This window comes from Aquimarina rubra (assembly GCF_042684305.1).
Taxonomy (GTDB): domain Bacteria; phylum Bacteroidota; class Bacteroidia; order Flavobacteriales; family Flavobacteriaceae; genus Aquimarina; species Aquimarina rubra.
In genome coordinates this window covers 123,565-148,236 of sequence record NZ_JBHULE010000019.1, presented here as the reverse complement: position 1 = coordinate 148,236, position 24,672 = coordinate 123,565, and the positions used below count along the sequence as shown (strand labels likewise).

The 24,672-nt window shown below is 35.0% G+C and carries 21 protein-coding genes; 17 read left to right on the top strand and 4 right to left on the bottom strand.

What is annotated here, in order from left to right:
* Positions 1–14: 14 nt before the first annotated feature.
* Positions 15–962: a GSCFA domain-containing protein gene (locus ACFSR1_RS09120; RefSeq protein ID WP_378291746.1), complete on the top strand. Its 948-nt coding sequence runs from the start codon at positions 15–17 to the stop codon at positions 960–962.
* A gap of 42 nt (positions 963–1,004) precedes the next feature.
* On the opposite strand, the gene ACFSR1_RS09115 is transcribed toward ACFSR1_RS09120, so the two are convergent.
* Together ACFSR1_RS09115 and ACFSR1_RS09110 are read right to left on the bottom strand one after the other, a co-directional pair.
* Positions 1,005–1,424: a hypothetical protein gene (locus ACFSR1_RS09115; RefSeq protein ID WP_378291744.1), complete on the bottom strand. Its 420-nt coding sequence runs from the start codon at positions 1,422–1,424 to the stop codon at positions 1,005–1,007.
* 199 nt (positions 1,425–1,623) lie between these two features.
* Positions 1,624–2,427 carry a S24 family peptidase gene (locus ACFSR1_RS09110; RefSeq protein WP_378291742.1) on the bottom strand — a complete coding sequence of 268 codons (804 nt, stop codon included), beginning with the start codon at positions 2,425–2,427 and terminating at the stop codon, positions 1,624–1,626.
* 290 nt (positions 2,428–2,717) lie between these two features.
* Between ACFSR1_RS09110 and ACFSR1_RS09105 the strand changes: the two genes are divergently transcribed.
* From ACFSR1_RS09105 to ACFSR1_RS09060, 10 genes are all read left to right on the top strand, one after another.
* Positions 2,718–2,873, top strand: a complete 156-nt coding sequence (locus ACFSR1_RS09105; RefSeq protein WP_378291740.1) for a hypothetical protein — start codon at positions 2,718–2,720, stop codon at positions 2,871–2,873.
* A gap of 2 nt (positions 2,874–2,875) precedes the next feature.
* Positions 2,876–6,304 carry a hypothetical protein gene (locus tag ACFSR1_RS09100; RefSeq protein ID WP_378291738.1) on the top strand — a complete coding sequence of 1,143 codons (3,429 nt, stop codon included), beginning with the start codon at positions 2,876–2,878 and terminating at the stop codon, positions 6,302–6,304.
* A 141-nt stretch (positions 6,305–6,445) separates the two neighbouring features.
* Positions 6,446–8,326 (top strand): hypothetical protein, encoded by a 1,881-nt coding sequence (locus ACFSR1_RS09095; RefSeq protein WP_378291737.1) that lies wholly within the window; start codon positions 6,446–6,448, stop codon positions 8,324–8,326.
* A 13-nt stretch (positions 8,327–8,339) separates the two neighbouring features.
* Positions 8,340–9,224 carry an EndoU domain-containing protein gene (locus tag ACFSR1_RS09090; RefSeq protein WP_378291735.1) on the top strand — a complete coding sequence of 295 codons (885 nt, stop codon included), beginning with the start codon at positions 8,340–8,342 and terminating at the stop codon, positions 9,222–9,224.
* Positions 9,225–9,233: 9 nt separating this feature from the next.
* Positions 9,234–9,578, top strand: a complete 345-nt coding sequence (locus tag ACFSR1_RS09085; protein WP_378291733.1) for a hypothetical protein — start codon at positions 9,234–9,236, stop codon at positions 9,576–9,578.
* 267 nt (positions 9,579–9,845) lie between these two features.
* Positions 9,846–13,079, top strand: coding sequence for a M14 family zinc carboxypeptidase (locus ACFSR1_RS09080; protein ID WP_378291731.1), 3,234 nt, complete (start codon positions 9,846–9,848; stop codon positions 13,077–13,079).
* Between the two features lie 559 nt (positions 13,080–13,638).
* Positions 13,639–14,067: a TIGR02594 family protein gene (locus tag ACFSR1_RS09075; protein WP_378291729.1), complete on the top strand. Its 429-nt coding sequence runs from the start codon at positions 13,639–13,641 to the stop codon at positions 14,065–14,067.
* On the top strand, positions 14,060–14,470 hold the full coding sequence (locus ACFSR1_RS09070; RefSeq protein ID WP_378291727.1) for a phage holin family protein: 411 nt from the start codon (positions 14,060–14,062) through the stop codon (positions 14,468–14,470). The genes ACFSR1_RS09075 and ACFSR1_RS09070 overlap by 8 nt, the downstream gene beginning before the upstream one ends.
* Positions 14,471–14,665: 195 nt before the next feature.
* Positions 14,666–15,640: a hypothetical protein gene (locus ACFSR1_RS09065; RefSeq protein ID WP_378291725.1), complete on the top strand. Its 975-nt coding sequence runs from the start codon at positions 14,666–14,668 to the stop codon at positions 15,638–15,640.
* Positions 15,641–15,722: 82 nt separating this feature from the next.
* Positions 15,723–16,343: a hypothetical protein gene (locus ACFSR1_RS09060; RefSeq protein ID WP_378291723.1), complete on the top strand. Its 621-nt coding sequence runs from the start codon at positions 15,723–15,725 to the stop codon at positions 16,341–16,343.
* Positions 16,344–16,441: 98 nt separating this feature from the next.
* Here the strand turns inward: ACFSR1_RS09060 and ACFSR1_RS09055 are convergent, their stop codons facing one another.
* Positions 16,442–18,202 carry an aromatic amino acid hydroxylase gene (locus ACFSR1_RS09055; RefSeq protein WP_378291721.1) on the bottom strand — a complete coding sequence of 587 codons (1,761 nt, stop codon included), beginning with the start codon at positions 18,200–18,202 and terminating at the stop codon, positions 16,442–16,444.
* A gap of 210 nt (positions 18,203–18,412) precedes the next feature.
* Between ACFSR1_RS09055 and ACFSR1_RS09050 the strand changes: the two genes are divergently transcribed.
* A complete protein-coding gene (locus ACFSR1_RS09050; protein WP_378291720.1) occupies positions 18,413–20,101 on the top strand; it encodes a T9SS type A sorting domain-containing protein in 1,689 nt (562 codons plus the stop codon).
* A 54-nt stretch (positions 20,102–20,155) separates the two neighbouring features.
* On the opposite strand, the gene ACFSR1_RS09045 is transcribed toward ACFSR1_RS09050, so the two are convergent.
* Positions 20,156–20,584, bottom strand: coding sequence for an META domain-containing protein (locus ACFSR1_RS09045; RefSeq protein WP_378291718.1), 429 nt, complete (start codon positions 20,582–20,584; stop codon positions 20,156–20,158).
* Positions 20,585–20,733: 149 nt separating this feature from the next.
* On the opposite strand from ACFSR1_RS09045, the gene ACFSR1_RS09040 reads away from it, so the two are divergent.
* The 5 genes from ACFSR1_RS09040 (at position 20,734) to paaC (ending at position 24,663) form a co-directional block, all read left to right on the top strand.
* Positions 20,734–21,303 carry a TetR/AcrR family transcriptional regulator gene (locus ACFSR1_RS09040; protein ID WP_378291716.1) on the top strand — a complete coding sequence of 190 codons (570 nt, stop codon included), beginning with the start codon at positions 20,734–20,736 and terminating at the stop codon, positions 21,301–21,303.
* A 78-nt stretch (positions 21,304–21,381) separates the two neighbouring features.
* On the top strand, positions 21,382–22,455 hold the full coding sequence (gene paaE, locus ACFSR1_RS09035) for a 1,2-phenylacetyl-CoA epoxidase subunit PaaE (RefSeq protein WP_378291714.1): 1,074 nt from the start codon (positions 21,382–21,384) through the stop codon (positions 22,453–22,455).
* 62 nt (positions 22,456–22,517) lie between these two features.
* The gene (gene paaA, locus ACFSR1_RS09030; RefSeq protein WP_378291712.1) at positions 22,518–23,498 is read left to right on the top strand and encodes a 1,2-phenylacetyl-CoA epoxidase subunit PaaA; all 981 of its coding nucleotides are present in this window, start codon (positions 22,518–22,520) and stop codon (positions 23,496–23,498) included.
* Positions 23,499–23,553: 55 nt separating this feature from the next.
* Positions 23,554–23,838: a 1,2-phenylacetyl-CoA epoxidase subunit PaaB gene (gene paaB, locus ACFSR1_RS09025; RefSeq protein WP_378291710.1), complete on the top strand. Its 285-nt coding sequence runs from the start codon at positions 23,554–23,556 to the stop codon at positions 23,836–23,838.
* Between the two features lie 69 nt (positions 23,839–23,907).
* Positions 23,908–24,663 (top strand): 1,2-phenylacetyl-CoA epoxidase subunit PaaC, encoded by a 756-nt coding sequence (gene paaC, locus ACFSR1_RS09020; protein WP_378291708.1) that lies wholly within the window; start codon positions 23,908–23,910, stop codon positions 24,661–24,663.
* The last annotated feature ends 9 nt before the right edge of the window (positions 24,664–24,672 follow it).

The window sequence follows — 24,672 nt, the reverse complement described above, 5'->3', positions numbered from 1 at the left end:
GGGGTGAGGGGCTTATGAACCTACAAACCAAAATACCCTTAAAACCTCAGCAACCTAAAATTGATTATGATGCCGAGTTGTTATTGCTAGGATCTTGCTTTGCGGAAAATTTAGGAGAAAAGTTTGAGTACTTTAAATTCAAAACCTTGATCAATCCTTTTGGGATACTTTTTCATCCAAAAGCTATTGAAACCTTTCTTTGGATGGCTACTCAGAAGGAAAAGTATACAGAAACTGATTTGTTTTATCATAACGAGCAATGGCATTGTTTTGATGCGCATTCTAAGTTGAGTCATCCGGATCAGAAACAGTTGTTGCAGTCTCTTAATGAAGCATTGGATCAAACATATAAGAAGATTCAGTCTGCTACACATATCTGTGTGACTCTAGGTACAGCTTGGGTGTATCGTTTGCAAGCATTAGATATGGTGGTGGCAAATTGCCATAAAGTACCGCAAAAAGAATTTCAAAAAGAATTATTATCTGTAGAAGAGGTAGGTCAATGTTTACAGAATAGCATTGGGCTGATTAGAAGCTTAAATCCTAATGTGAAGATCATATTTACAGTATCTCCGGTAAGACATAGCAAAGATGGTTTTGTAGAAAACAATCTAAGTAAATCACATCTGATTGCTGCTGTGCATAAAACTATAGCTGCTGATAATAATTGCGGTTATTTTCCTTCATATGAAATTATGATGGATGAACTAAGAGATTATAGATTTTATGATACTGATATGATTCATCCGAGTACAATTGCTATTGAGTATATATGGGAGTATTTTAAACAAACATGGATTTCAGAAGAAGCGTTAAAAACGATGCATAGAGTTAAGGAAATCCAAAATGCAATGGCGCATAGGCCATTTAATCCAAAAAGCAAGCAACATCTTTCTTTTCTGCAAAATTTGGAACACAAAAAACACCAACTTCAACAAGAATATTCTTTTATCAAGTTTTAAAATCTTTCTTATCTGAAAGCTTTAGCTTGAATGAAGACGTTTTTAATTAAAAATACTAGATATAAGTTGTAAACTACCAGCTACGATCCCAGCTCCAAATGAGTCAGAGCCTAAAGGATTGTCCCAAGATTGTTGCCGTAGAGAAATATTTACCACAGGATCAAAAAGTGATTTATGGGTAAAGGCATTGTTTCTTACTACTAAATATGGCCGAGCTCTCGAGATACCGAAAGATGGATAGTCCGAAACTCGAGAAGTTCCTATAAATAATCTATAATCATTATTGTTGTTACTAATTCCCGTTAAACGATAGTCTTTAGGAGTAGTGACCGGAATAGAATCTATAATCAATGTTTTGGTAGTCTTTTTGTGACTTAAAGATGGGTTTTTTATTGATTGAGAATAGGTCGAACCAGTATATGTTAAGAATATAACCGAGAATAGAAGTTTATAGGTTCTCATACTAGAAAATTTAGCTGCTTAATTAGTTTCATGTATTGCTTCAAAAAATATTCCGTAAATAAATATACTTCAAAATGTTAACCTATTTATTTTGAACAATACTAATAAGTAGGATAGATACATAAGTACAAAAATCTTTATTGTGAGGTTTTTTTACGTGAGATCGGGTAATAGCTTTCTAAGTTGTGCCCGATCTTTTTTAATTATTCCTTCGTAATTCCTCTTCGAGTAAAACAATTTTAGTCTCTAAATCATGTAAACGGTCATAGACATCAACAGGTTCTGGCATTTGCTTAGAAGCAAACATTGTAACATACCAGGCTTCTACGATTTCTTCAGAATTGATGGTATAGGTTGGATAATTACCATCTTTATTGTCTGATTTAAGAATAAGTTTCCCACGTTCCTCAATTCTATTAATAACTCGTTTTAATACAATACCATCGTTTTTACTAACAATAACATAGATTCTTCCATCTTTAATATCATTCAAATCCTCTACATATTTCCCAAAAACCAGATCTCCGTCAAAAAAAGTACGTACCATAGAATTTCCCTGTACTTCAAAACATCTAAAAGTTCCATTAGTAAGATGCGGCATATTAAAAGAAGGTAAGGTTTCTATAAATTCAGTATCGCCATATCCGTCCAGATATCCTGCTCTTGCCTTAATCGGCACATAAACTACATTTTCATCCCCTTCCTGATTTACAGCAACTACCTGTGGAATTCCACCATATGTTGTAATTTCCTGGCTTTTTTGCTTTAACATGTGATGACTTTTTCCAAAAAGATACTCCGGGTCAATGTTGAATTCATCAATGATACGCTCTAGTAAATCGTATCCAGGCTTGGTGCGTTTTCTAGAGCCGTCAGATTGGAGTCTTCCTGTGGTAATGCTATCTATTGTGGTGCTTGTAACTCCTATTCTTTTGGCAAAAGAATGATTGTTTAGACCAAAAAAATCTATTATTTCCCTAATTTTTTCGTCGATTGCTACCATGTGACCAGCTTTTTAGTTAAAAACATATGATGAATATAAATTTAAACATTTTACAGAAAAATTCTGTATTTTGTTGTTTATTTCTGTAAAATGTTGTATATTTGTACTGTAATTAGTTGCTAAAGTACGAAAAAGAATTCATAATCAAACATTTGTGTTACTTCAATTGCAACATTTTCAGGTGAACTAGTATAAGACGTCGTGCTAAAATCACTTTAGACGGGTAACTATTCAAACTTTTGTTTGAATAGGGTGGTGTTTTTGTGTCTAATTTTAAATTTAAAAGACCTATGCAACGAAGTAAACTGTTATTAGAAAAGCGTAAACAGTTTGTTCAGAATTATGTCGAAAACAATTCAGAAAAACAAATGAAAGTCATTGTCGAAGAGCTGATAGAACAGCTCTTCATTTCAGAAAAAACAATTTATAACATTTTAAAAGACTAAACATGAGTCAAAACATTAAGAACACATTATACAGATTCGTAACCATGCGTTCTCCAGAATTAATTGGGGATCAGGAAAAAGCAAATGGATTTATTAGTTATCCTTCGGATCCTGTAGATAGTGTGATGTTGTATGCTGCAAAAGTTGAAGGAACAACCGAAGAAAAAATTCAATCTGTTAATGATGCGCTTGATTCGTTCACACCTACGTTTGCTAAGATCGAGGATCTCAAAAGTATATTTACCGAATTTGCAGACTTTGCAAAATGGTTAATAGCTAACAGAAAGACCCTTACTGTAGATGAGGTTGATCAAAAAGTATCATTACTGGAGGGTGATTCATTAACACCTTCGCAGATGCTCTCAATTTGGGATGACTTGCATCATAGTATTCTAGCTGGTGGATCACCTTATTTGAGGGATTTGTTGTTGTCATATATTGTTGCGGATTTCTTTTTGAAAGAGTATAGCACTAAGGAAAAAACAGATGAAGCTTTTAGAAAATTGGCTCAGTCCAGGGTAATTATTGATAAAGATTTATTTCTCCAGGTTACAGATTCTGAAACCCCTAGAGATCTACCGGTACTAGCAAAAGATTTTCAGAAAGAAATGGATATTGCGGTGGCTACAGAAAAGAATGATGAGTTGAGATGTGTCCTTGAGGAGATCGAGAATGCAGAAAAAGTATACATTAAGGAAAGTCAAAAAACTCAGGATCTTTATCAAAAAGATTATGATGGATTGGTAAAGCAAGCTTATGATGAAGCTACTTTCGTAGAAAGAGTTATAGAGGATTCTGAAACAGGAGCGACGGTAGTAAGAAAAGATTATGATAATTTAATCTTACCGAATTATGATTTTACGCCGATAAATGAATTAGAAGACCCAAAAGCACTCAGTCTATTGAGCGAAAAAGCTCTTTCATATGTAAATTCTTTGAGCTCAAAGCTTTTACTGGATTCATTTAGTGATATTAGAGAGTTCATCAATGAGGAAATCAAAAAAAACGTAGCAATCATATCTGATAACACTGATCTTGGAAACAAGCAGGTGAATATATTAGGTGCTACTCTACCTGTAAAAAATATGTTAGAAGGAAGTCAATTCACTTTTAACTGTTGTGCGCTTGGATCCATTGAGTCAAATCTTTACTCTATTATTATGACCATTAAGGTTCCAGATAGTAGTTATGATGTAGCAGGAACTATATATCATATGAATTTTGCTGATGGTACTAGCAATACCAATGGATTTTTTAAACAGCGAAAATTTAACAATAGTATTTCATTGACTTTATATAATGGAATTACATTAAATAAAGAGATTGAGAGATTTAAAGGAACGATTAATTTTTCTAACGGGAGTAATTATAAATTCAATATTCCTGGATTTAGTACTAGTGGATGTTCTACAGGTACATTAACACTTGTTTCAGGTGGAGATGAAACACCAATCGATGAAGTGCCTACAGGATTCGGAATTCAACGATTAGGAATTGCAGATTATCGCAAGGTAGAACAAGAAGTATGTTGTTATGTTCCTGGAGAGGTTTCTCATATTGAGAATATTATGGCTCGCGAGTATAAAGAAAAATCTACTCGAAGACTACGCAGGCAAGAGGATACTTTGACTACATCTACTGAGCAAGAAACAGAAAGTTTAACAGAAACTACGTCTACAGGTCGTTTTGAGATGAATCAAGAAATTGCATCTGTGATCGCAAAAGATCAATCTTTTGCAGCGGCAGCTGGTGTTTCTTATTCTAATGCAGGGTTTAGTGCCAGCGCTAATGCCAGCTACGCCAATAGTACGAGCAAAGAAGAATCAAACCTTCAGGCAATTAGTCAGGCAAAAGAATTAACAGAAAGGGCATTAGATAGAGTGGTCCAAAAAGTTCGTGAGGAACGAGTAATCAAGGTAGTCGAAGAATATGAAGAGAATAGTTCTCATGGTTTTGATAATCGTAAAGGCGATAAGCATATCTCTGGTGTATATCGATGGGTAGATAAGATTTACAACAATAGTATTCTTAATTATGGGAAGCGATTGATGTATGAATTTATGGTTCCAGAGCCCGCTGCTTTTCATGACCTCGCAGTAAAGTTAAAAGGTGATAGTGATGCAGAAGTATTGGTAAAGCCTCTGGATCCGAGAGCGGTCTCAGGAACAATGAATCTCAGGGATTATAGAAAAATTACCGACAGCACATTAGCACATTGGGCAGGAATTTATAACGTTGAGGTTGATAGTATTGCTAAAGAGATCAATGTTTCAGATGCGTTTAGTGTAACAGGAACAAGTTATTTAAGTGCTCATAATTATCCGGGTGCCAGCGATTTTAGCTTAAGAATTCCTGAAGGATATAAAGCCACCAGAGCCTATGTAAATGGTGGGTATACCTACGTTCCAAATAGAATCGAATTAAGTTATGCAACCATTTCTGTAGGAGATAAAAGCTTTGGGTTATCTGGTAGAAGAAATTGGGATCTGGAAAGAACATTGTATCTAAATGGTGTAGAAAATGATCTTGCAGTTTCTGTAATCGGTTCTGATGTTGGAGGAATCCGTGTCAACGTAGTAGCTAAATGTGTTTTGACAGAAAAAGCAAAGCAACAATGGCAAATGGAATCTTTTAGCAAAATTATCGAAGCGTATGAGGCTAAGTTGGCTGAATATGAGGAGAAATTGGCTGAACAAAAGCAACTTCAGGAAGAAACTTTTAAAACTAATCCAGGATTTTATCGTCAGATAGAAAAAACGGTATTGCGTAAAAATTGTATCACATACTTATTAGGTCACGAAAAGATCGGATTAGATATGTATACCGGTAATAAAAACAAACTCGATGAATATCGTCCGGATCATACCAATGATGCATTGAATGCTTATGCTGCCAAGGTGAAATTCTTTGAGCAAGCTTTTGAGTGGGATATTATAAGCTATCAGTTCTATCCATTTTATTGGGCAAGTAAAAACAATTGGTCACAGCGATATATTATAGAAAATAATGACCCATTGTTCAAAGCATTCTTACAGAGTGGAATGGCAAGAGTAATCGTTACCGTTCGTCCTGGATTTGAAGAAATGGTAAACTGGTACTTAGCGACAGGTCAAATCTGGAATGGTGGTCAAGTGCCAACCATCGACGACGAAGAATTCGTTTCTATTGTAGAAGAACTTCAAAATCCGGAAAGTGTAGTAGAAGAAACCTGGGAAACTCGAGTTCCTACTTCGCTAACTGTTATTCAGGCAGGATCCATCGGTCTTAATGTGGAAGGATTGCCTTGTGATTCTGAGTGCGAAGACTGGTCTCAGTTTGATTCTGATCTTAATCCAATCCAACAAACCAATGAGTTGATTGGTGGTAATGATGAATCTACAGATACAGTAGGTATTGGATCTGATACGGTAGGGGATACCGCAGTATCATAATTTCATTTTAGATATAAGGAAAAGGTGAGTTGTAAAACCTAAAAAACGGTTTGTGATTCACTGCATACAGTGTTCCCGCAAATTAAGGATCAGGGGACACTGTATGCCTTAAAATAAGTGTTAATACAAAAGAAAATAAGTATGTATGCATATGAATATGGCGTCAGGAATTTTGACAAAAAATACCAGCCATTTCCAAATATTACCGTTTTTAATGATAAAATTGAGATACTGGATGAAGATAATAGTACAGCGACTGGAATTGGAATTTATCAGGAAATTATCTTATTGCCAAACACTAATAAAGCAAAATTACAAGAATCAGGAATTATTTATCCTGCAACAGTCGTAGAAGATTATTTGATTCCTCAACAGGTCTTTTTCAATACCGAAGAACAAAGAAGAGTGGATCAGCTCAATAGAGAGTTTGATATTTTTTCATTCGATGATAAATACTTTATCCACCTTCCAGAAAGCAATGTGTTGGATGAGGTATTGATAACAGCTAAGGGAACAGGAAAAAAAACGAAATTTCCTCCGAGACTTACAGAGCTTAATGATGAACTGAATCAAAAAAAAACGTCGGTTATTCTTTTTATCTCTAATGATGGTGTAAAACTAGAAAGAGCCTATCAAAAAGCAACTGATATTTTAGACAATGAAATAGTATTGTTTATTGAGAAAAATGACAAGTACAATCTTTTTGGATCTGTTATTAGAATACGTTCTGGAAATGCAATCTCACAAAATGCTGATCTTCCGTTTAAAGATATCACAAAACTGGCAAGAGCATATGACTTAGATGTTAGTAGTGGAGCTATTCTTGAAGTATTGCAAGATCACCTGAAAGATAAGAGCAGTAACTTTTATTTTATAAGAAAAGCATTGTTGTGGGGTAGTCGCGTCAGTAAGATTCCTATGAATTTTGCTTTAAGCAAGATTGCAAGTGCGATGGACGATGTTTCCAAAGCTATCGAGAATAATCTAAAAATTGGAGATAACTATTACAAAGCCTATGATCAGGAAGGTAACATATCCAAAACCTATACACCAATTTTACCAGGATTTGACTTGATTCAGGCTGCAGATAAAGCAAACGAAAATGCAGATTATGAGCAAGCATTCACTCAATTTACCAGAATTTTGGATGCTTTAGAAATCCAAATTCAAAGAGGGGTAGATTCATTGAGAATAGATTCGCTTAAAAAATATATCAAAAGAAGACTTAGTGTATTATTTGATATCATCAAAGAAGCCAAAGGTTTTATTAAAGATATTATTGGTCAGGCGATTGATTTCATCAAAAGCTCCTTTGTGTTTATCAATGCTTTTTTGGTGGGAATTATTAATAGTCTGGTAGATGTGGTCAAAGGGATTTTTGATATTATCAGTTTGATTTGCAAAGCGGTTGTTGGGTTAAATAATGCACAACAAAACACTTTAGAAAATCCTAGTTCTCAATTTAGCCTGTTTATGGAAATGTTTGAGAATGCGCTGGAAACTACAGTAAAGCTCTTTACTCTCAAAAATATTAAGGCTGCCTTTGTGTTTATGACGAACTTGTTTGTGCGTTTTATTACATCGCCACCAAGCATCAATATTACCGGAGATTCGCTAGGCTATGGTATTGGATATCTGATTGGTTTTATAGTCGAAGAAGTAGTTTTTGGAATCCTTACTGGTGGGGCCAAAAACGTGGGAACCGCACTGAAACTCGCTGTAGAATCCTATGCCACTTTGGTCAAAGGAGCCTATAAGGCAGTAAGAAAAACTGTGACGATGAGCGTGGATACCTTTTTATCACTGATCGCCTTTATCCGCAAAAAACTGGAAGATTTCCCGAAGATGTTAAAGGATTTAGAGAAGTGGTTGGATGAGGTATTCCAAGCAGGAAGAAAAGTTATTGATGATGCTTACAAAGCATTACTAAGTGTTCAGGAAAAGCAACTGCTAAAAAAGATGGGTTTTACACCCACCAAATTTGATAATGGAATATTAACGCTTTGCCCAGTTGGCAAATAATCACAATAATAATATGAGAAAATGGTTAAAAAGACTTCTCAATTATTGGGAAGCTAAACAACACCGAAGAAAATTAATTCAGCATTTGTTGGACTTACCTCAACTGAATATTAAATTTAAGAAAGATTCAAGTATAGTTTTAGGGTGTTTTGCAATCCTGTCTAGAGGTCAACCAAATAGAATCCTGACTTGGAAAGGACAGGAGATCTTAACAGAAGTTAAGCCTAAACAAATAGAGAAAAAACTCCGTCAAATAAAAGAAGAGGCTCGTAAAACAAATCAAAAAGCATCTGATTATATGGACGGTTTGGCAAAAAGAGAATCTAATTTTAAACGATTTGGTTTCAAGGTTTTCAAGTTTTCTTCTAGATTTATAGATCATTTGAAGTTTGGTCATATTCGAATCAAAGTTGTGGATGGTAGTGTTCCTAAAAGGCTTGCTAATGGAAGTGCTAATCCTGCATTTATTAGGAATGAATACGATTATTTACCCGGTAGGGGTAGGCCGCAAAGTTCATTTATGTCGCCTTTACAACCCAAAGTTCAAACTGTAGGAGGGTTGCATATTTTAAAAAATATTGATAATAATATTACCAGAATTGTTGAAAATGTGGGTACTTTTAAACTTCCAACTGGAGAAGTGATTAGAAAAGTTAAAATTGAGTTTTGGGTAGAAGAAACACAACGTTGGATGCTGAAAAAAGGCGCATCCACGATGTGGCCAAAGAGTTGGACGATTGATAAAATTCAAAAAACTATTTTGGAAGCGAGCAATAATGTTATTTCCTATGATGGAATAAATAAATTCAAAGGTAAAACTAAAGATGGATTGTTTATCGAATATTTTGTCGATAAAAGAACTAAAGAAATAGAAACAGGTTATATAGTATTTGAATAAATTAAAATTATGAAGGTTAAATTTGAAAAAATAGAAGGTGCAATTTCGGCAGTAACATCTGAAATAAAATACAATTTATTGTCTTTATTTTTAGAGGATTATAAGGAAAACGTAATCATGGATCCAATAATTGAAGATTTAGAAAGTCTTATGTCTGGTGAAAAAGTATTTGATGATATACAGGATTCTAGTGCTTATTGGAGTTACGGTAATGGTCAAGGATATTTTGAGGTAGAAGGCGATACTGCATATTTTGAGCCATTTGAAGAACGAACAAGTGCTCCTAGAATCGTAATGCCACTAAAAGAAGTGATTGATCTTTTGAAGGAATGGAGAGTTTTTTTGAATAGTTAAATCCTATTATATAGACATTATCAAACCGCTCAATTCGAGCGGTTTTTTTTATTCTTATTTTAGGTATAAAAACAACTTTTTAATAAAAATGGTAGGTGTTTTTACTAGTTAATCTATTGAAAAACTGGAGAATAAGATTGTGAAAAGATCTGAGATTCCCCCAAGATTTTGGTGTTTTTTACCTTATCTTTAAAACTATAAAACCAATTTAATTATATAGACTGCTTCTTAACCAAAGCAGATTTTACACAAACACTCTTAAAAACCATGAAGAAAAAACTAACGCTTGCCTTATGGGTCTGTATGATCCTGGGCACCTCACTATTTGCACAGCAAACCCAAAAAGAACGCGCTACAGAATACCTAAACCTAAAAGGAGAGGTGATATTTGATATTGTTATAAACAGCCCTTCTCAATTACAGTCTCTTACTCAAGAGTTGTCCATCGTTCATTATGATGAAGCTACAGGAATTGTAAAACTAATGGCAAATCAAGCGCAGTTTGATCAGTTTTTGCAAACAAACATTCCTTTTACCACAACAGAAGAGGATAATATCATAGGGTATAGAACGATGACGTCAGACCTGTCTGTAAAAGCAGCAACATTTCCATTAACTGCATATCCCACCTATGCAGATTATGTAAGTATAATGAATGATTTTGCTACTAATAATCCTACGATATGCCAAGTAGAAAATATAGGAGCTACTACAGAAGGAGATAAATCCTTACTTTTTGTAAAACTATCGGATAACGTTGGGTCAAATGAGCAAGAACCACGTATAATGTACACTTCTTCAATGCACGGAGATGAGATTGCCGGATATCCTATGATGCTCAATCTTATTGATTTTTTATTGACTACGTATAATGATACATCACATCCAAGACATGCAGAGATCAAACAACTGTTGGATAATAATGAGGTGTGGATTAATCCATTAGCGAACCCAGATGGAACGTATAGAAATAGTGCTGGTAATACATCGGTTGCCAATGCTACCAGAGGAAACGCTAATAACGTAGATCTTAATCGAAACTATCCTGATCCTGATGACGGAACAAATCCTGATGGGAATAGTCATCAGATAGAAACACAGCGATTTATGGATTTTGCGGCTTCGAAACATTTTGTGCTATCGGCTAATTTTCATGGTGGAATTGAACTAATCAACTATCCTTGGGACACCTATGCCGGCGCACATCCTGATGAAGACTATTTTGTTTATGTATCAGAAGAATATAGAGATTTTTGTCAGCAAAATAGTCCTAATGGATATTTTGATGCACTTAATAACGGAATTACCAATGGCTATGCTTGGTACGAAGTGCAAGGAGGGCGACAAGATTATCAGATATATTATCATAAGGGAAGAGAAGTAACCGTGGAGCTTTCTAATGCCAAAACACCTGCAGCAAATCAACTGGTTAATTTCTGGAACTATAATCAAGAAGCATTGATTGGTTTTCTAAAACAAGTGAATTATGGGATACGTGGTGTTGTTACTGATGCGGTTACTGATCAGGGGATTGATGCTAAAGTAACTGTAGTAGGAAAAGAAAACTATGAAACCTGGACACCAACAGAATTACCAGAAGGTGATTATTACAGGCCTATCAAAGCAGGAACTTATACTTTAGTTTATGAAGCAGAATGTTACGAATCAAAAACAATCACAGGTGTTACGATTGCAGACGGTCAAGCAGTAATTCAAGATGTACAATTAACTCCAATAGGAACAGTAGCGCCTACAGGATTGGTTGCATCTTCTGTGCAATCAACTTCGGCTACTTTGAGCTGGTCCGTAAGTGCAGGAGCTACGTTTGATGTACGATACAGAGAAACAGGAACTACAAATTGGGCTGTGGTTTCTGCAAATACTAACACTGCGAATCTTACGAATCTAGCAACAGAGACGGCTTATGAAGCTCAGGTGCGTAGTATATGTGCCGGTACAACTACGTCTCCATACAGTAGTTCAATATCTTTTACTACAACAGGAGTACCTGATTGTGCGGGGATTGTTACATTTCCGTATACCGAAGGATTTGAATCAGGAATAGGAGTTTGGACCAATGCTAGTGGAGATGATATTAATTGGACCCGTGATAGTAATGGAACACCATCTAACGGTACGGGACCATCTTCTGCTCAAGAAGGGTCATTTTATTTATTTACCGAAGCTTCTGGTAATGGAAATGGATATCCTGGAAAAATAGCTTTGCTCGATAGTCCTTGCATTGATCTGGAAGCCTTAACCGGTGCGACCTTAGAATTTGGATATCATATGAACGGAACCAATATGGGGTCTTTAGAGGTATTAGCAAGTACTGATGATGGATTCAGTTATACCTCACTTTGGAGTAGAAACGGAAATCAAGGAAATCAATGGAACCAAGCTTCTATAGATCTTTCTGTATATGTAGGATCTGTAATTAAGCTTCAGTTTAAAGGTACTACAGGAAATGGATTCCGAAGTGATTTGGCAATTGATGATCTTAAAATTTTGTCCACTACGCCAGATACTCAGGCTCCATCTACACCAACCAATGTAACAGCATCAAATATTACAGGAACAACGGTTGATGTATCCTGGAATGGATCTACGGATAATATTGGGGTGTCTGAATATGAAATTTATCAGGGAGCCACTTTGATTACTACTTCCGTCGCTTCTAATACTACTGTTGGTGGATTGAATCCTAATTCAGAATACACATTCGTTGTAGTAGCAAAAGATGCAGCCGGAAATAGCTCTTCGGCTAGTAATCCCGTGACTTTTACCACAACAGGAGTTGTATTAACCTATTGCAGTAGTCAAGGTAATAATATAAATGATGAATACATTGATTATGTAGGTATCGGAGGAATTGATAATGTTTCAGCAGCAACGAGTGGATATACAGATTATACCAACCAAACAGGTGCTATATCTTATGGTCAAAATACCATGATATTAAGTCTTAATTACACAGGAACGGTATACACAGAGTACTGGAACGTATGGATTGACTATGATCAAAATGGAACTTTCGAAAGCTCAGAGAAAATAATTTCAGAATCAACCCGTAGTGAAGCAAATCAATCGTATGATTTTACAGTGCCTGCTAGTGCATTGACAGGAACAACTAGGATGAGAGTGACTTTGAAATATAATGCTACTGCCACTCCTTGCGAAACATTTACCTATGGTGAAGTAGAAGATTATACCGTAAACATTGGTGGTGCAATTACTTCCAGAGTGAATACTGCGATTAGTTTTAATACTAGTGAAGAGTTTCGATTGTATCCTAATCCTGTAACAGATGGCGTTCTGTTCGTTAGAGGAGTTTTAGATCAAGAGATTGATATTACCATCTATAATTATGCAGGGCAAAAAGTGATGAACACAAAAATTTTAGATGGCAATATTGATGTAGGTAATTTATCTAATGGATTGTATCTGCTTCAGCTAGGAAATGATGCTAACAAAAAGATCAAAAGGTTCATAATACAATAAAATCACTCTTTTTATAAAAGGGAATATTCAACTTTATAAAAGGCTGGATTCTGAGGTGGTTTACCTAGGATTCGGCCTTTGTTTTTACTCCCGTAGTTGCAGTAAGTAAAGGGTAAAAACCTTTATAAACTTTGGTTGTATTCGTATATTTGTATACGCTTTTCAACGCACTGTAAATCATCGATTTTAATGACGGGTTGATGATAGAAGTGCACTAACAGTTTACTGTATTTCTGTGTAAAAAAAGAAAGGGTTTTTAGGTTCCTGCAGGTTTATAATTAAGTCTGAAAATCTTAGTTTTTTTATGCAATTAATTCATTTCTGTGTAATGAACACAATTCAAAAAGAATCCTCAAAAAGGTTTCGCGAAGCTTCGTGATGAATAGTATAGATTTTTTTGAATTAGAGTCATTAACGTAGAAGTAATCAAAACATTTTTAACGTATGAAATAAGTCACAACTACCAGGTTGATGGGAATCTCATGTTGTATGGCGAATTCCATACTTGCACTGAGCTAAGCCGAAGTGTGACAATAAAAAAAAATAAAAAAAAGAACAGATGAATATTTTAGAAATGGCACTGTCTCAGTACGGTGTTACTGAGATTAGTGGCTCCAAAGATCATCCACAGATCGTTTCCTATTTTAATGAACTTGGCTTTGATGGTGCTCAATTAAAAGATGAGACTGCCTGGTGCAGTGCATTTGCCAATTGGGTGGCTAAAAAATCCGGTTATTCCTATTCTGGTAAGCTTAATGCACGTAGTTGGCTCAATATTGGGCAATCTACCAATGCTCCTACGGCAGGAGATGTGGTTGTATTATGGCGTGAAAATCCAAATAGCTGGAAAGGTCATGTTGGTTTTTTTATCAAAGAAACAAAAGGATTTGTATATGTTCTGGGTGGTAATCAAAACAATAAGGTATGCATACAAGCATATCCCAAAAACAGAGTTTTAGACTATAAAAAATTAACTAAACATGGATAAAATTATAAATATGGCATTCTGGTTACTTACGATCCTGTCGCCTGTTAATGGCGTGATGATGACAATGGTCTTCCTTATTTTGGTGGATTTTATAACAGGTTCGTACGCATCCTACAAAAAGAAAATTCCGATAAGCAGCCAAGGAATCGGTAATACGATCTCTAAGTTTTTTATCTATAATTTGGTGATTCTGGCATCCTTTTTATTAGAAACCTTTATCGTAGATGAGGTTCCTTTTCTTAAAATTATTGCAGGATTTGTCGCCATCACAGAGATAAAATCGATCTTAGAAAACTTCAATAAAATTTATGGTATAGATCTCTTTAAAGCATTAATGACTTTAATGAAATCGGGTGGTCTTTCAGAAACCATAAGCAGTATCTCTAAAGAAGGAAAAAAATAAAGAGATAATTAAAAACGCCACTTTCTGGTTATTTCTTCATTGAAATTACAATAAATATCATTTTTGAAAACCCTAAACATATGTGACACCTGGCAGGTTGTGACAAGGATAAAAACGTGGTAAACTCAAGATTAGGAAAAACCAGAGTGTGGAGTTTTTAGAAAAAAAAATTAATAATGTATCTAAAAAATAAAAATGTCAATAAAAACAAAAGAAGAGTTAAAATCATATTTTGAAACTGGTGATGTTCCAACAGAGCAGCAATACGAGCAGTTAATAGATGGTTTTTATCATAAAAATGATGGAGAAATCTTAAAAAACGTAATTAAGGATGCTGATGCTGCTGTAGTCATAGAATTTACCAATGGGACTACGGTAGATATTCCGAAGTTTTGGGATATGGATCAGATAAATGGCTTATTAGAAGCGCTGACGAATAAAGTAACAGTAGAGACTAATAAGGGGTTGTCTACGAATGATTTTACGAATGCAGAAAAGGAAAAATTAGCTTCCTTGTCTGTTGTTGGGGGGAGTGTTACAGTTGATAATGTATTATCAGCTACATCAGTCAATCCGGTTAGAAACAACGTGATTAATGCAGCTCTAAGTAATAAGGTTTCGATTACGGAGGGTGATTACAAAGCATTAAAAAACTCTGTTTTAAAGTATGATGTAAGGACTTATGCGAATGTAAAAGTAGACGAAATAACATTTGACAAAGATTTTATTGAAGTTGATAAACTCCAGGATGCTGATGGCAGTGTTATCGGAAGTTTTTTCTTTGTGAAAAATGTATACTCGTCATCTACCGGTGCTTTTGCATATTTTAAAAACAAAGGCAAAATAAAGGTTAGAGCAAATAGATATCCTCTATCCTTTATTGTGGACACAACCAAAGATACCTTTACCCAAGGTAACTATACTGGATATAGAATGATATCCTATAGCGGGCCAGTGACAAATAATCTTTTAGAAGATGTTTCTCTAAAGTTTGAACTAATTCAAGTTGATACTTCAGAAGATGAAATAGCAGCTATTAAAGATCGCGCGATTGAGAATATAGATATTGTAAATGGATATCTACAATTGACTACCGATACTAGTCCAAGAAAAGTGGTTGCTCAGATTTCTTTAAAAAGTTTAAAAACTGCTTTGGATCAAGTAGTATAAAATCAAAGAGCTTAAGGTCTTAATTGTCTAAAAACCGGGTTGCATTTGTGCAACCTGGTAAACTTTATAAACTTACAGTAATATGTTGAATAAACTATCCACAAACAAGTTTTTGCTTCTCGTCATCTTAGTCCTGTTTTTATATGTTTTAATCCAAAGACAGTGTAATTCAAAGCAGATAGATAGTGCTAATAAGGAGAAGATAACAATAGTAAAAGATACGATTTATCAAACCAAAATAGATACTTTTTATATTCAGACTGGAAAATATAAAACTGTATATGTTCCTAAAATCATTGTTAAAACGAATCCTAAAATTATGGTTAAAGACAAACGAGAGGTTTCTAATGGAGAAAAGCATCTTTTTGAAGAAGCTAGAGAATATCTGGATACATTGCAAAATGAGGATATCGAAATCTATAGCTACAGTTTGCTGAAAGGAAAACTACTAAATAGTAGTCTTGCTTATAAGTTAAAAGTTCCCAGAGAAATTCATATTACTAAGACTATAGAACATCCTCCAACATATCGAAGTGGTTTATATGGTTTTGGAGAAGTAGGAGGTAATCAGAAACAATTCAATAATATAAGTCTTGGCCTGCAATACAACCGAAAAGGAAAGTGGTTTGTGAGTTATAGAATGAATTTTAGTGAATTATCGAATATGACTCATAATGTTGGGATAGGAATCAGAATCAAATAGACTAAAAAACTGAAGTTGTCTAAAGAGAAGTTTATCTGTGTCAAACTAACTGTGTCTATAGAAATTTTTAAAAATCAGTTTTTCGAAACAAAAGATCTTTAGCTTATCAAAGTATTTTGTGTAATAATTTCAATACCACTATCAATCAAGTGTTTGATTTCTGATTTAGTCTCTTTAACAACTTCTAAATGTTTTAGAATATGATCTGCAAAATTAAGGTCTCTGTCGTAGACAAGTTCATAGATTTCGATAGCTAATAACCAATCTTGAGAATGATCTTTTTTTATGATAGCAAAAACAGCTTCCAGAGAAAACTTAGTGTTTTCACCATTTCTTACATTTTTCACTGCCTGATATAGCGCATGTAATTCTTCTTCTTTTGCAGAATAAGTTCTTTTTATGGTATTCATATCAGGATTATGAGAAACCATATCAAAAGAGTAATCATCGGCCGGACCTGAGAAAGCAGATACAATTTCTTTTCCTACTGCAAGATCAAAAGTTCCCCATTCCGGTTTAAATAAGTATTCATCTTTGTATTTAATCGTACATTCTTTAAACTTAATAAGTATTAGCTCTCCTTTAATATTTCTCATTCCGGTGATATTTATTCCGGCAATCGTGATTCCACTTTCAAACTCAAATTCTATATACTCACCATCATAAAAATTATAGGCTTTCAGATCTCTTGGGGACATGTTTTCAATAGCCAGATTGATCCCTTTTAATTTTCCAAGAGGTGATCTAAATCCATTAGGATGTGCGTCAATACCTTGACCAATCAACTCTTTTTCTCGGTGAGAAAGTGCAGTAGGACCTTCTGTTTCAAAGTAAATCACTTCATTGTCCTCGTTTTTGATCATTCTGGTGAAAACTCCAGAGATTTGCAAGCCGGTACTTAGTTCTATAGTACCCAGATTTTGGGACTCAATAAGTTTAGCAAGTCCGCGGTGTCCTCCTTTTCGCAGCGCCATGGTATCTGCAAATTCTTCAAGAACCTGACATAGATATGCAAAATCAGGAGTTACGAACAATTGTGGTTGAGGTTTTGTAATGTCAAAATCCTGAAACGCAGCATCTGGACTGTACGGAAGTTTCTTTACATTATCTGTCATACACCATTCACTTTCTCCAATAGAAGACAATAAGCCGGCACCATAAATTTTTGGATCATCAACATTTCCAATAAGTCCATATTCTACAGTCCACCAATGTAAATTACGAATCAAAGCCATTTCTGAGGGTTCTGACTTTTGATTCTGTAATTCGTTGACTCTATCTTCTGCATTTTCTATCTCTTCTTGAGAAGTATCAGCAGATTCTTTTAAAATAGAGAGTGTACGAACAGCATCATACATGTCGTAATCTTTTTTCGATGAAATAGCTTTGCATCCAATTTTTCCAAAACGGCGCAAATACTCAGCATAATCCGGATTAGCAATAATGGGGGCATGACCCGCTGCCTCGTGAATAATATCAGGAGCAGGTGTGTATTCTATATTTTCTAACTGTCTGATATCAGATGCTATAACCAGTATATTGTACGCCTGAAATTCCATAAAAGCATTAGGTGGTATGAATCCATCGACCGCAACTGCCGCCCAACCAATTTCCTTAAGGATTCGGTTCATTCCGTACATACTGGGAATTTCATCAATAGAAATACCTGTTTTTTCTAATCCTGTTAAATATGATTTATGGGCCACTTTACTTAAAGAGGCAATGTTTTTACGCATCACATACCTCCAAACAGCTTGATCAATAGGGGTATATTCATCATAGTTTTGAGGCTTGATAAACTGTTTAAGATGAGGTGGTAGTCTATCGAGTAAAGGGTTGGATTCTATCTGTTTAGGCATTTCTAAATCTAATTTTAAGCTGCTTTTTTGTTGTCGAAAGTACTGGTTTTGCCGTTAATATTGGAATTAATTAACTAATTTTGTTAAGATGCATTAGAGTTTTAACACGGTTCACTGTTATAACTATAGAAAGGTATTTGATGATCTCATCTTTCTAATTACTTGATAAACAGAAAAAAACAGACTAACTTAATATATCACACAAATATTATGAAAAAACTTATATTATGTACTGCAACTTTACTTGTAAGTATTATTGCTAGCAGTCAGGTAACGAATGAAGGATCTCCAAAGAGCTGGGATTTAGATTTTTTAAGTATTGAAAAACAAGGTTTAACAGCCATAGAAATGCCGACTTTTGATCTGAAAAAAATTCAGGAGGAAGATGCAATAAATGATCAGGATAAATCAAAAGTATATCGTTTTGGTTATGAATTTAAAGTTGACCTGGGTTTTAAAAATGCAGGTATATGGAATCAATTAGAAAGCGGTAATTGGATTTGGAGAATTAGAATAAAGTCAAAAAACGCTAAAACCATCAACTTTGTTTTTGATAATTATAAATTACCAAAAGGCGCTTCTGTATATTTTTATAATACTGATAAGTCTGACTTACTGGGTGCATATACGGATGTATTTAATAGGGATGATAAAATGTTAGGGACTTGGATGATAGAAGGAGATGATATTATTGTAGAATATTTTGTTCCTGCATTAATGAAAGGAAAAGGTGAATTGAATATATCCAAAGTAATACATGGATATAGATCCGTTACAGATACAGAACTAGAGGCTAAAGCTTTAAATGATTCAGGGAACTGTAATCAAGATGTTGATTGCCCTGTAGGATCGGATTTTGATAGTTTGAAGGATGGGCTGAAACCTGCTGTGGCGTTATTTATTCTAGGTGGAGGTGTTTGTTCAGGAACATTAGTAAATAATACCAGTAATAATAGAAATCCCTATTTTCTATCTGCAAATCATTGTTTTGAAGGTACCGGTGGGACTAGTAACCCTGCTACTTGGGCGTTTAGATTTAACTGGGTTAGCCCAAATCCTTCTTGTGGTAATACAACGCCAAGTACTAATGGAACTTTTGATCAAACCACCAGTGGAGCAACGATACTGGCCAATAATAGAAAATCTGATGTTTTATTGGTAAATATTGATACAAACTTGCCCGAGAGTTGGAACTTAGAATGGGCAGGTTGGGACAGAACGGGTAATGCGCCGAGTTTTGTAGTGGGAATTCATCACCCATCAGGTGATATTATGAAGGTATGTCGCGAAAATGTAAGTCCTACAGTTGCTAATAGTGTTAATATTGGAGGTTTACTTGCTCCACCTGATACTTGGAGAGTTGCTGACTGGGATTTGGGTGTTACAGAAGGAGGGTCCTCAGGATCAGCCATTTTTGATCCTTTAGGTCGAATTATAGGTCAATTGGCAGGAGGATCTGCTTTTTGTGCTAATGGTGGTTCAGGAACTAATGATAATAATCAACCGGATTTTTATGGAAGGTTTGATGTTTCTTGGGATTTCGGAACAACAAACTCTACAAGGCTATCTAATTGGTTGGATCCTACTAACACAGGAAGAACTACGCTGAATTCATTATCCGAAGAAATAGCATTGGGTGTAGATGAAAATGAGCTTGCTGAAAGCACATTTTTATATCCAAATCCATCTCAGGGAATTTTTAATGTAGAAAATAAGTCCGGAAGTCAGTTGACATATGAAGTTTACAATATGGTTGGTCAACAAATTAAAAAAGGTGAAGTCGCTTCTGAAAACTCAACTATAGACCTTTCTGCAAATGTCAACGGAATATATTTCATTTCAATGACTAATACCTCCACAAATCTAAATACTACAAAAAAAGTTGTAGTGAACAGATAAAATATTATTTAGCATCTCAAAACCTTATATATTTTATTAGGTTTTGGGATGATTTTAATCGGCTTTTTTAGCCGAAAGAATATTTTCTTGCTTACCGTTCGTTAAAAGAAGAATATTTCCTTCAAGATTTTTATTTTTTTCTTCAGAAAAGACTTTGAAAAACTGTTTTTCCAAATCACTGGTTTTTTCACAATACATCTTAGTTCCTATCGGAAAGCTAGTCGTTAAAGATTTTCCATCCAAACTGTAATTACAGGTATAAGAATTACACCCTGAGAATCCTGAAAGTGTTTTTTTAGAAGGATCAAAGATTAAAGTAAGCTTGTGCTCAGAAACATCTTTGCCATAAAGTGTAGTCACGATATAAGTACCTTTAAGTTCTTGTCCTTTTTGAGATGCGTCGTTTTTTTTGTTCACTGCATTTAAAGTATTACAGTTACTTAATAATGTGATGGAAAATAAAAGTAAACCTAAGTATTTCATGATGATTTGGATTTTATATAAAACATCAAAGCGATGCAGAATATACATAATATAACAAATTTATTATATTTTAGTCTATAATCTCTTTTGTGAAGCATTAAGTAGAGTCTAAATTTTGTTATTAATTATAATATAAACCCCATTTGCCAATGAGACAAGAAAGTAGAAAGCAAGAAATTGTAAATGCCGCAGCAATTCTTTTTAAAGAAAAAGGGTATAGTGCAGTTACCATGAGGGATTTGGCAACTACGATGGGTATCAAAGCAGCTAGCTTGTACAATCATATTCAATCCAAACAAGAGATTTTATCCACCATTATTATCGAGCTTGCCGAAGAATTTACATCCGGAATGAATGAAATAGTAAGTTCTGACCAAAATTCAATTCAGAAATTAGAGAACATAATAAGCCTGCATATTGATGTAACCTTACGAAATGCAGACGGATTGGCTTCACTTAATAACGATTGGATGCATCTGGAAGAGGATAATCTCTTGTATTTTGAGAAAATGCGTCAGGATTATGAGGATAATTTCAGGCAGATTGTTAAAAAGGGAGTAGATGTGAATGAGATCAAATCCAATAATATAGAGATTATAGTATTTTCTACATTATCTACACTCAGAACCCTCTATCTATGGTATCCAAAACAAAAAAATATTGATGCCAATATTCTCAAAAAAGATATGATCTCTGTATTGCTAAAGGGAGTGGTTTAAAATTAACAATTAATTAGTTGTTTATAAAACTAACAATTGTTAGTTTTGTTCTACTATAACGATATAGTAGAGCGCCAAATGAACGATTTTCATACCATAAAAATAGCCGAAGTTCTTAAAGAAACAAAGGACTGCACCGCAATAACTTTTGATATACCTCAGGATCTCAAGAAAAAGTTTTCGTATAAACAAGGTCAGTATTTGACACTAAAAACGATACTGGATGGTGAAGAGGTACGACGAAATTATTCGTTATGTTCCAGTCCTATTGAAGATAAATGGCAGGTAGCAGTAAAGAGAATTGATGGAGGACTTTTTTCTAACTATGCTTGTAATGTATTAAAAGCTGGGGATGAATTAGAAGTTTTACCACCTAACGGAAGTTTTTATACCGAAGTTGATGCAACTAGGCCTAAGAATTATATCGTGTTTGCAGCTGGAAGTGGTATTACGCCAATTCTTTCAATAATAAAAACACATCTAGCCTCAGAACCTAATAGTACATTCAAGTTATTTTACTTGAATCGCACTGTAAAATCTATTATCTTTAAGGAAGAGATTGAAGCCTTAAGAAATACCTATTTTGGTAGGTTTGAAATATTTTATTTTTTAACCAAAGAGCATCGTGATATTCCATTGCTTAATGGAAGATTTACTTCTGAAAAGTTAAAAGAGCTGACCGATAAAATTATCGATGTTTCTGATATTGATGAATGTTTTATTTGCGGCCCTGAAGAAATGATCTTTTTAATACGTGATGAACTGGTAGAAGCTGGATTATCTAAGGATAAAATTCACTATGAATTATTTTTCTCAGGAATTACAGAGGAAGATAAAAAAAGAGCTGAGACAGCTATAGAACATAAGTTTGATGGAACCGAAGTTACGATCATTGATGGTGGTAAAGAATTTCACTTCGGGATGAATGACGAATATGATAACATTTTAGATGGCGCACTAGCAGCAGGAGCAGATCTTCCATTCGCTTGCAAAGGAGGAGTTTGTAGCACCTGTAAGTGCAGACTAGTAGAAGGAGAAGTAGAGATGAAAATAAATTATGCGCTGGAAGAAGATGAAGTCGCAAAAGGACTGGTGCTATCTTGTCAAGCAGTGCCAACTACAGAAAAAGTAGTAGTAGATTTTGATGTATAAAAAAATCCTTGCTGACTCCCTTCTCCCTTTGGGAGAGGGGATGGGGGTGAGGGCTTCAAACTATGAGTGAAAAAGAAATAAAAAACACTTGGACTGAGCAAAGTCGAAGTCTTGAGGAAATCTTTGAGCAGAGAATTGCCAGAGATGAAAAAATTGAGCCAAAGGATTGGATGCCTGAAAAGTATCGAAAGACCCATATCAGACAGATATCGCAGCATGCGCATTCTGAAATAGTGGGTATGTTGCCAGAAGGCAACTGGATATCAAGAGCACCGTCTTTGAGACGTAAAGTAGCTTTGTTGGCTAAGGTTCAGGATGAAGCTGGCCATGGATTGTATCTATATAGTGCTTGTGAGACGTTAGGTATTTCTAGAGAAGAACTTTATGAGCAGTTGCATACCGGAAAAGCTAAATACTCCAGTATTTTTAATTATCCTACCTTAACCTGGGCAGATATTGGCGCTATCGGTTGGTTGGTTGATGGAGCAGCAATTATTAATCAAGTTCCTCTGTGTAGCACTTCTTATGGGCCATATGCGAGAGCAATGATTCGTGTATGTAAGGAAGAGAGTTTTCATCAACGTCAGGGATTTGAAATTATGATGACTTTGGCAAAAGGCACCCCTGAACAAAAAGAAATGGCGCAAGATGCGTTAAACCGCTGGTGGTGGCCATCACTTATGATGTTAGGACCTACCGATTCAGAATCTGTGCATACGGAGCAGTCAATGAAATGGAAGTTAAAGCGAAAAACTAATGATGAACTTCGTCAGCAATTTATAGATCAAACCGTACCACAAGCTGATCTTATAGGCTTAACTGTTCCAGATCCTGATTTAAAATGGAATGAAGAAACAAAACATTACGATTTTGGCGAAATTGATTGGGATGAGTTCTGGCAGGTAGTTAAAGGTCACGGACCTTGCAATCAAGAAAGATTATCGGCAAGAGTAAATGCGTGGAACGAAGGCGAATGGGTTCGGGATGCGGCAATGGCATACGCAGATAAACAGCAAGAGAATAAAATAAAGAAAGCAATTTAAAAAAGTTCCTCAGTTTCTTTTTGCAATAAGATAGAATAATGAGGATATATAAGGTATGAAAAAAAATTGGCCACTTTGGGAAGTCTTCGTTAGAAGTAAAAATGGACTAGAGCATCGTCATTTTGGAAGCTTACATGCTGCTGATGCAGAGATGGCTTTGGAAAATGCCAGAGATGTGTACACTCGCAGAAGTGAAGGAGTTAGTATTTGGGTGGTAGAATCTAAAAATATCACCGCTTCTAATCCTGAAAATAGTGGAGAACTGTTCGAACCGGCACAGGACAAAGTATATAGACATCCTACTTTTTATACATTACCTGATGAGGTAAAACATATGTGATTTGCGGAGCAAATCACCCTGAGCGAAGCCGAAGGGTAAAACTTGTAAAATTAAAGCTAGCTTTAACAGATGAAAAAAGAAAATTTAATTCATTACATCTACGGGATTGCAGATAACGCATTAATATTAGGACAGCGGCTTTCTGAATTATGTGGACACGGGCCAAATTTAGAAACTGATATAGCTTGTACTAATATGGCGTTAGACCTATTAGGACAAACTCGTAGTTATTATCAGTATGCAGCTCAGCTATCAGGAGAAAATGTTACTGAAGATGATATTGCTTTTCTAAGAACAGAAAGACAATATAAAAATGTATTGCTAGTAGAACAACCAAATAATCATTTTGGATATGTGATTACACGTCAGTTTTTTTATGATGTGTTCCATTTGTTACTACTACAAGAGCTACAGAACAGTACGGACATAACGCTTTCAGCAATAGCAAAAAAAGCAATTAAAGAGGTAAGTTATCATCAACGTTTTTCTTCTGATTGGATTAAAAGATTGGGAGATGGCACAGAAGAGAGTCATCAAAAAGTTCAGGAAGCAGTAAATGATCTTTGGAAATTTACTGATGAGCTGTTTCAACTTACAGAGGACGATAAAAAGGCCGTTGAGCTTGGTGCTGGAGTAGATGTTAGCCTTTTAAAAGAAAAGTATTACCAGATTGTAAATGACGTTTTAGAAGAAGCTACGTTGTCTGTTCCAGAACTTAAATGGTTCAGAAAAGGAGGAAAAGATGGAATACACAGCGAACATATGGGATATTTGCTTTCTGATTTGCAATATATGCAACGCACGTACCCTAATATGAAATGGTGATAAACTACA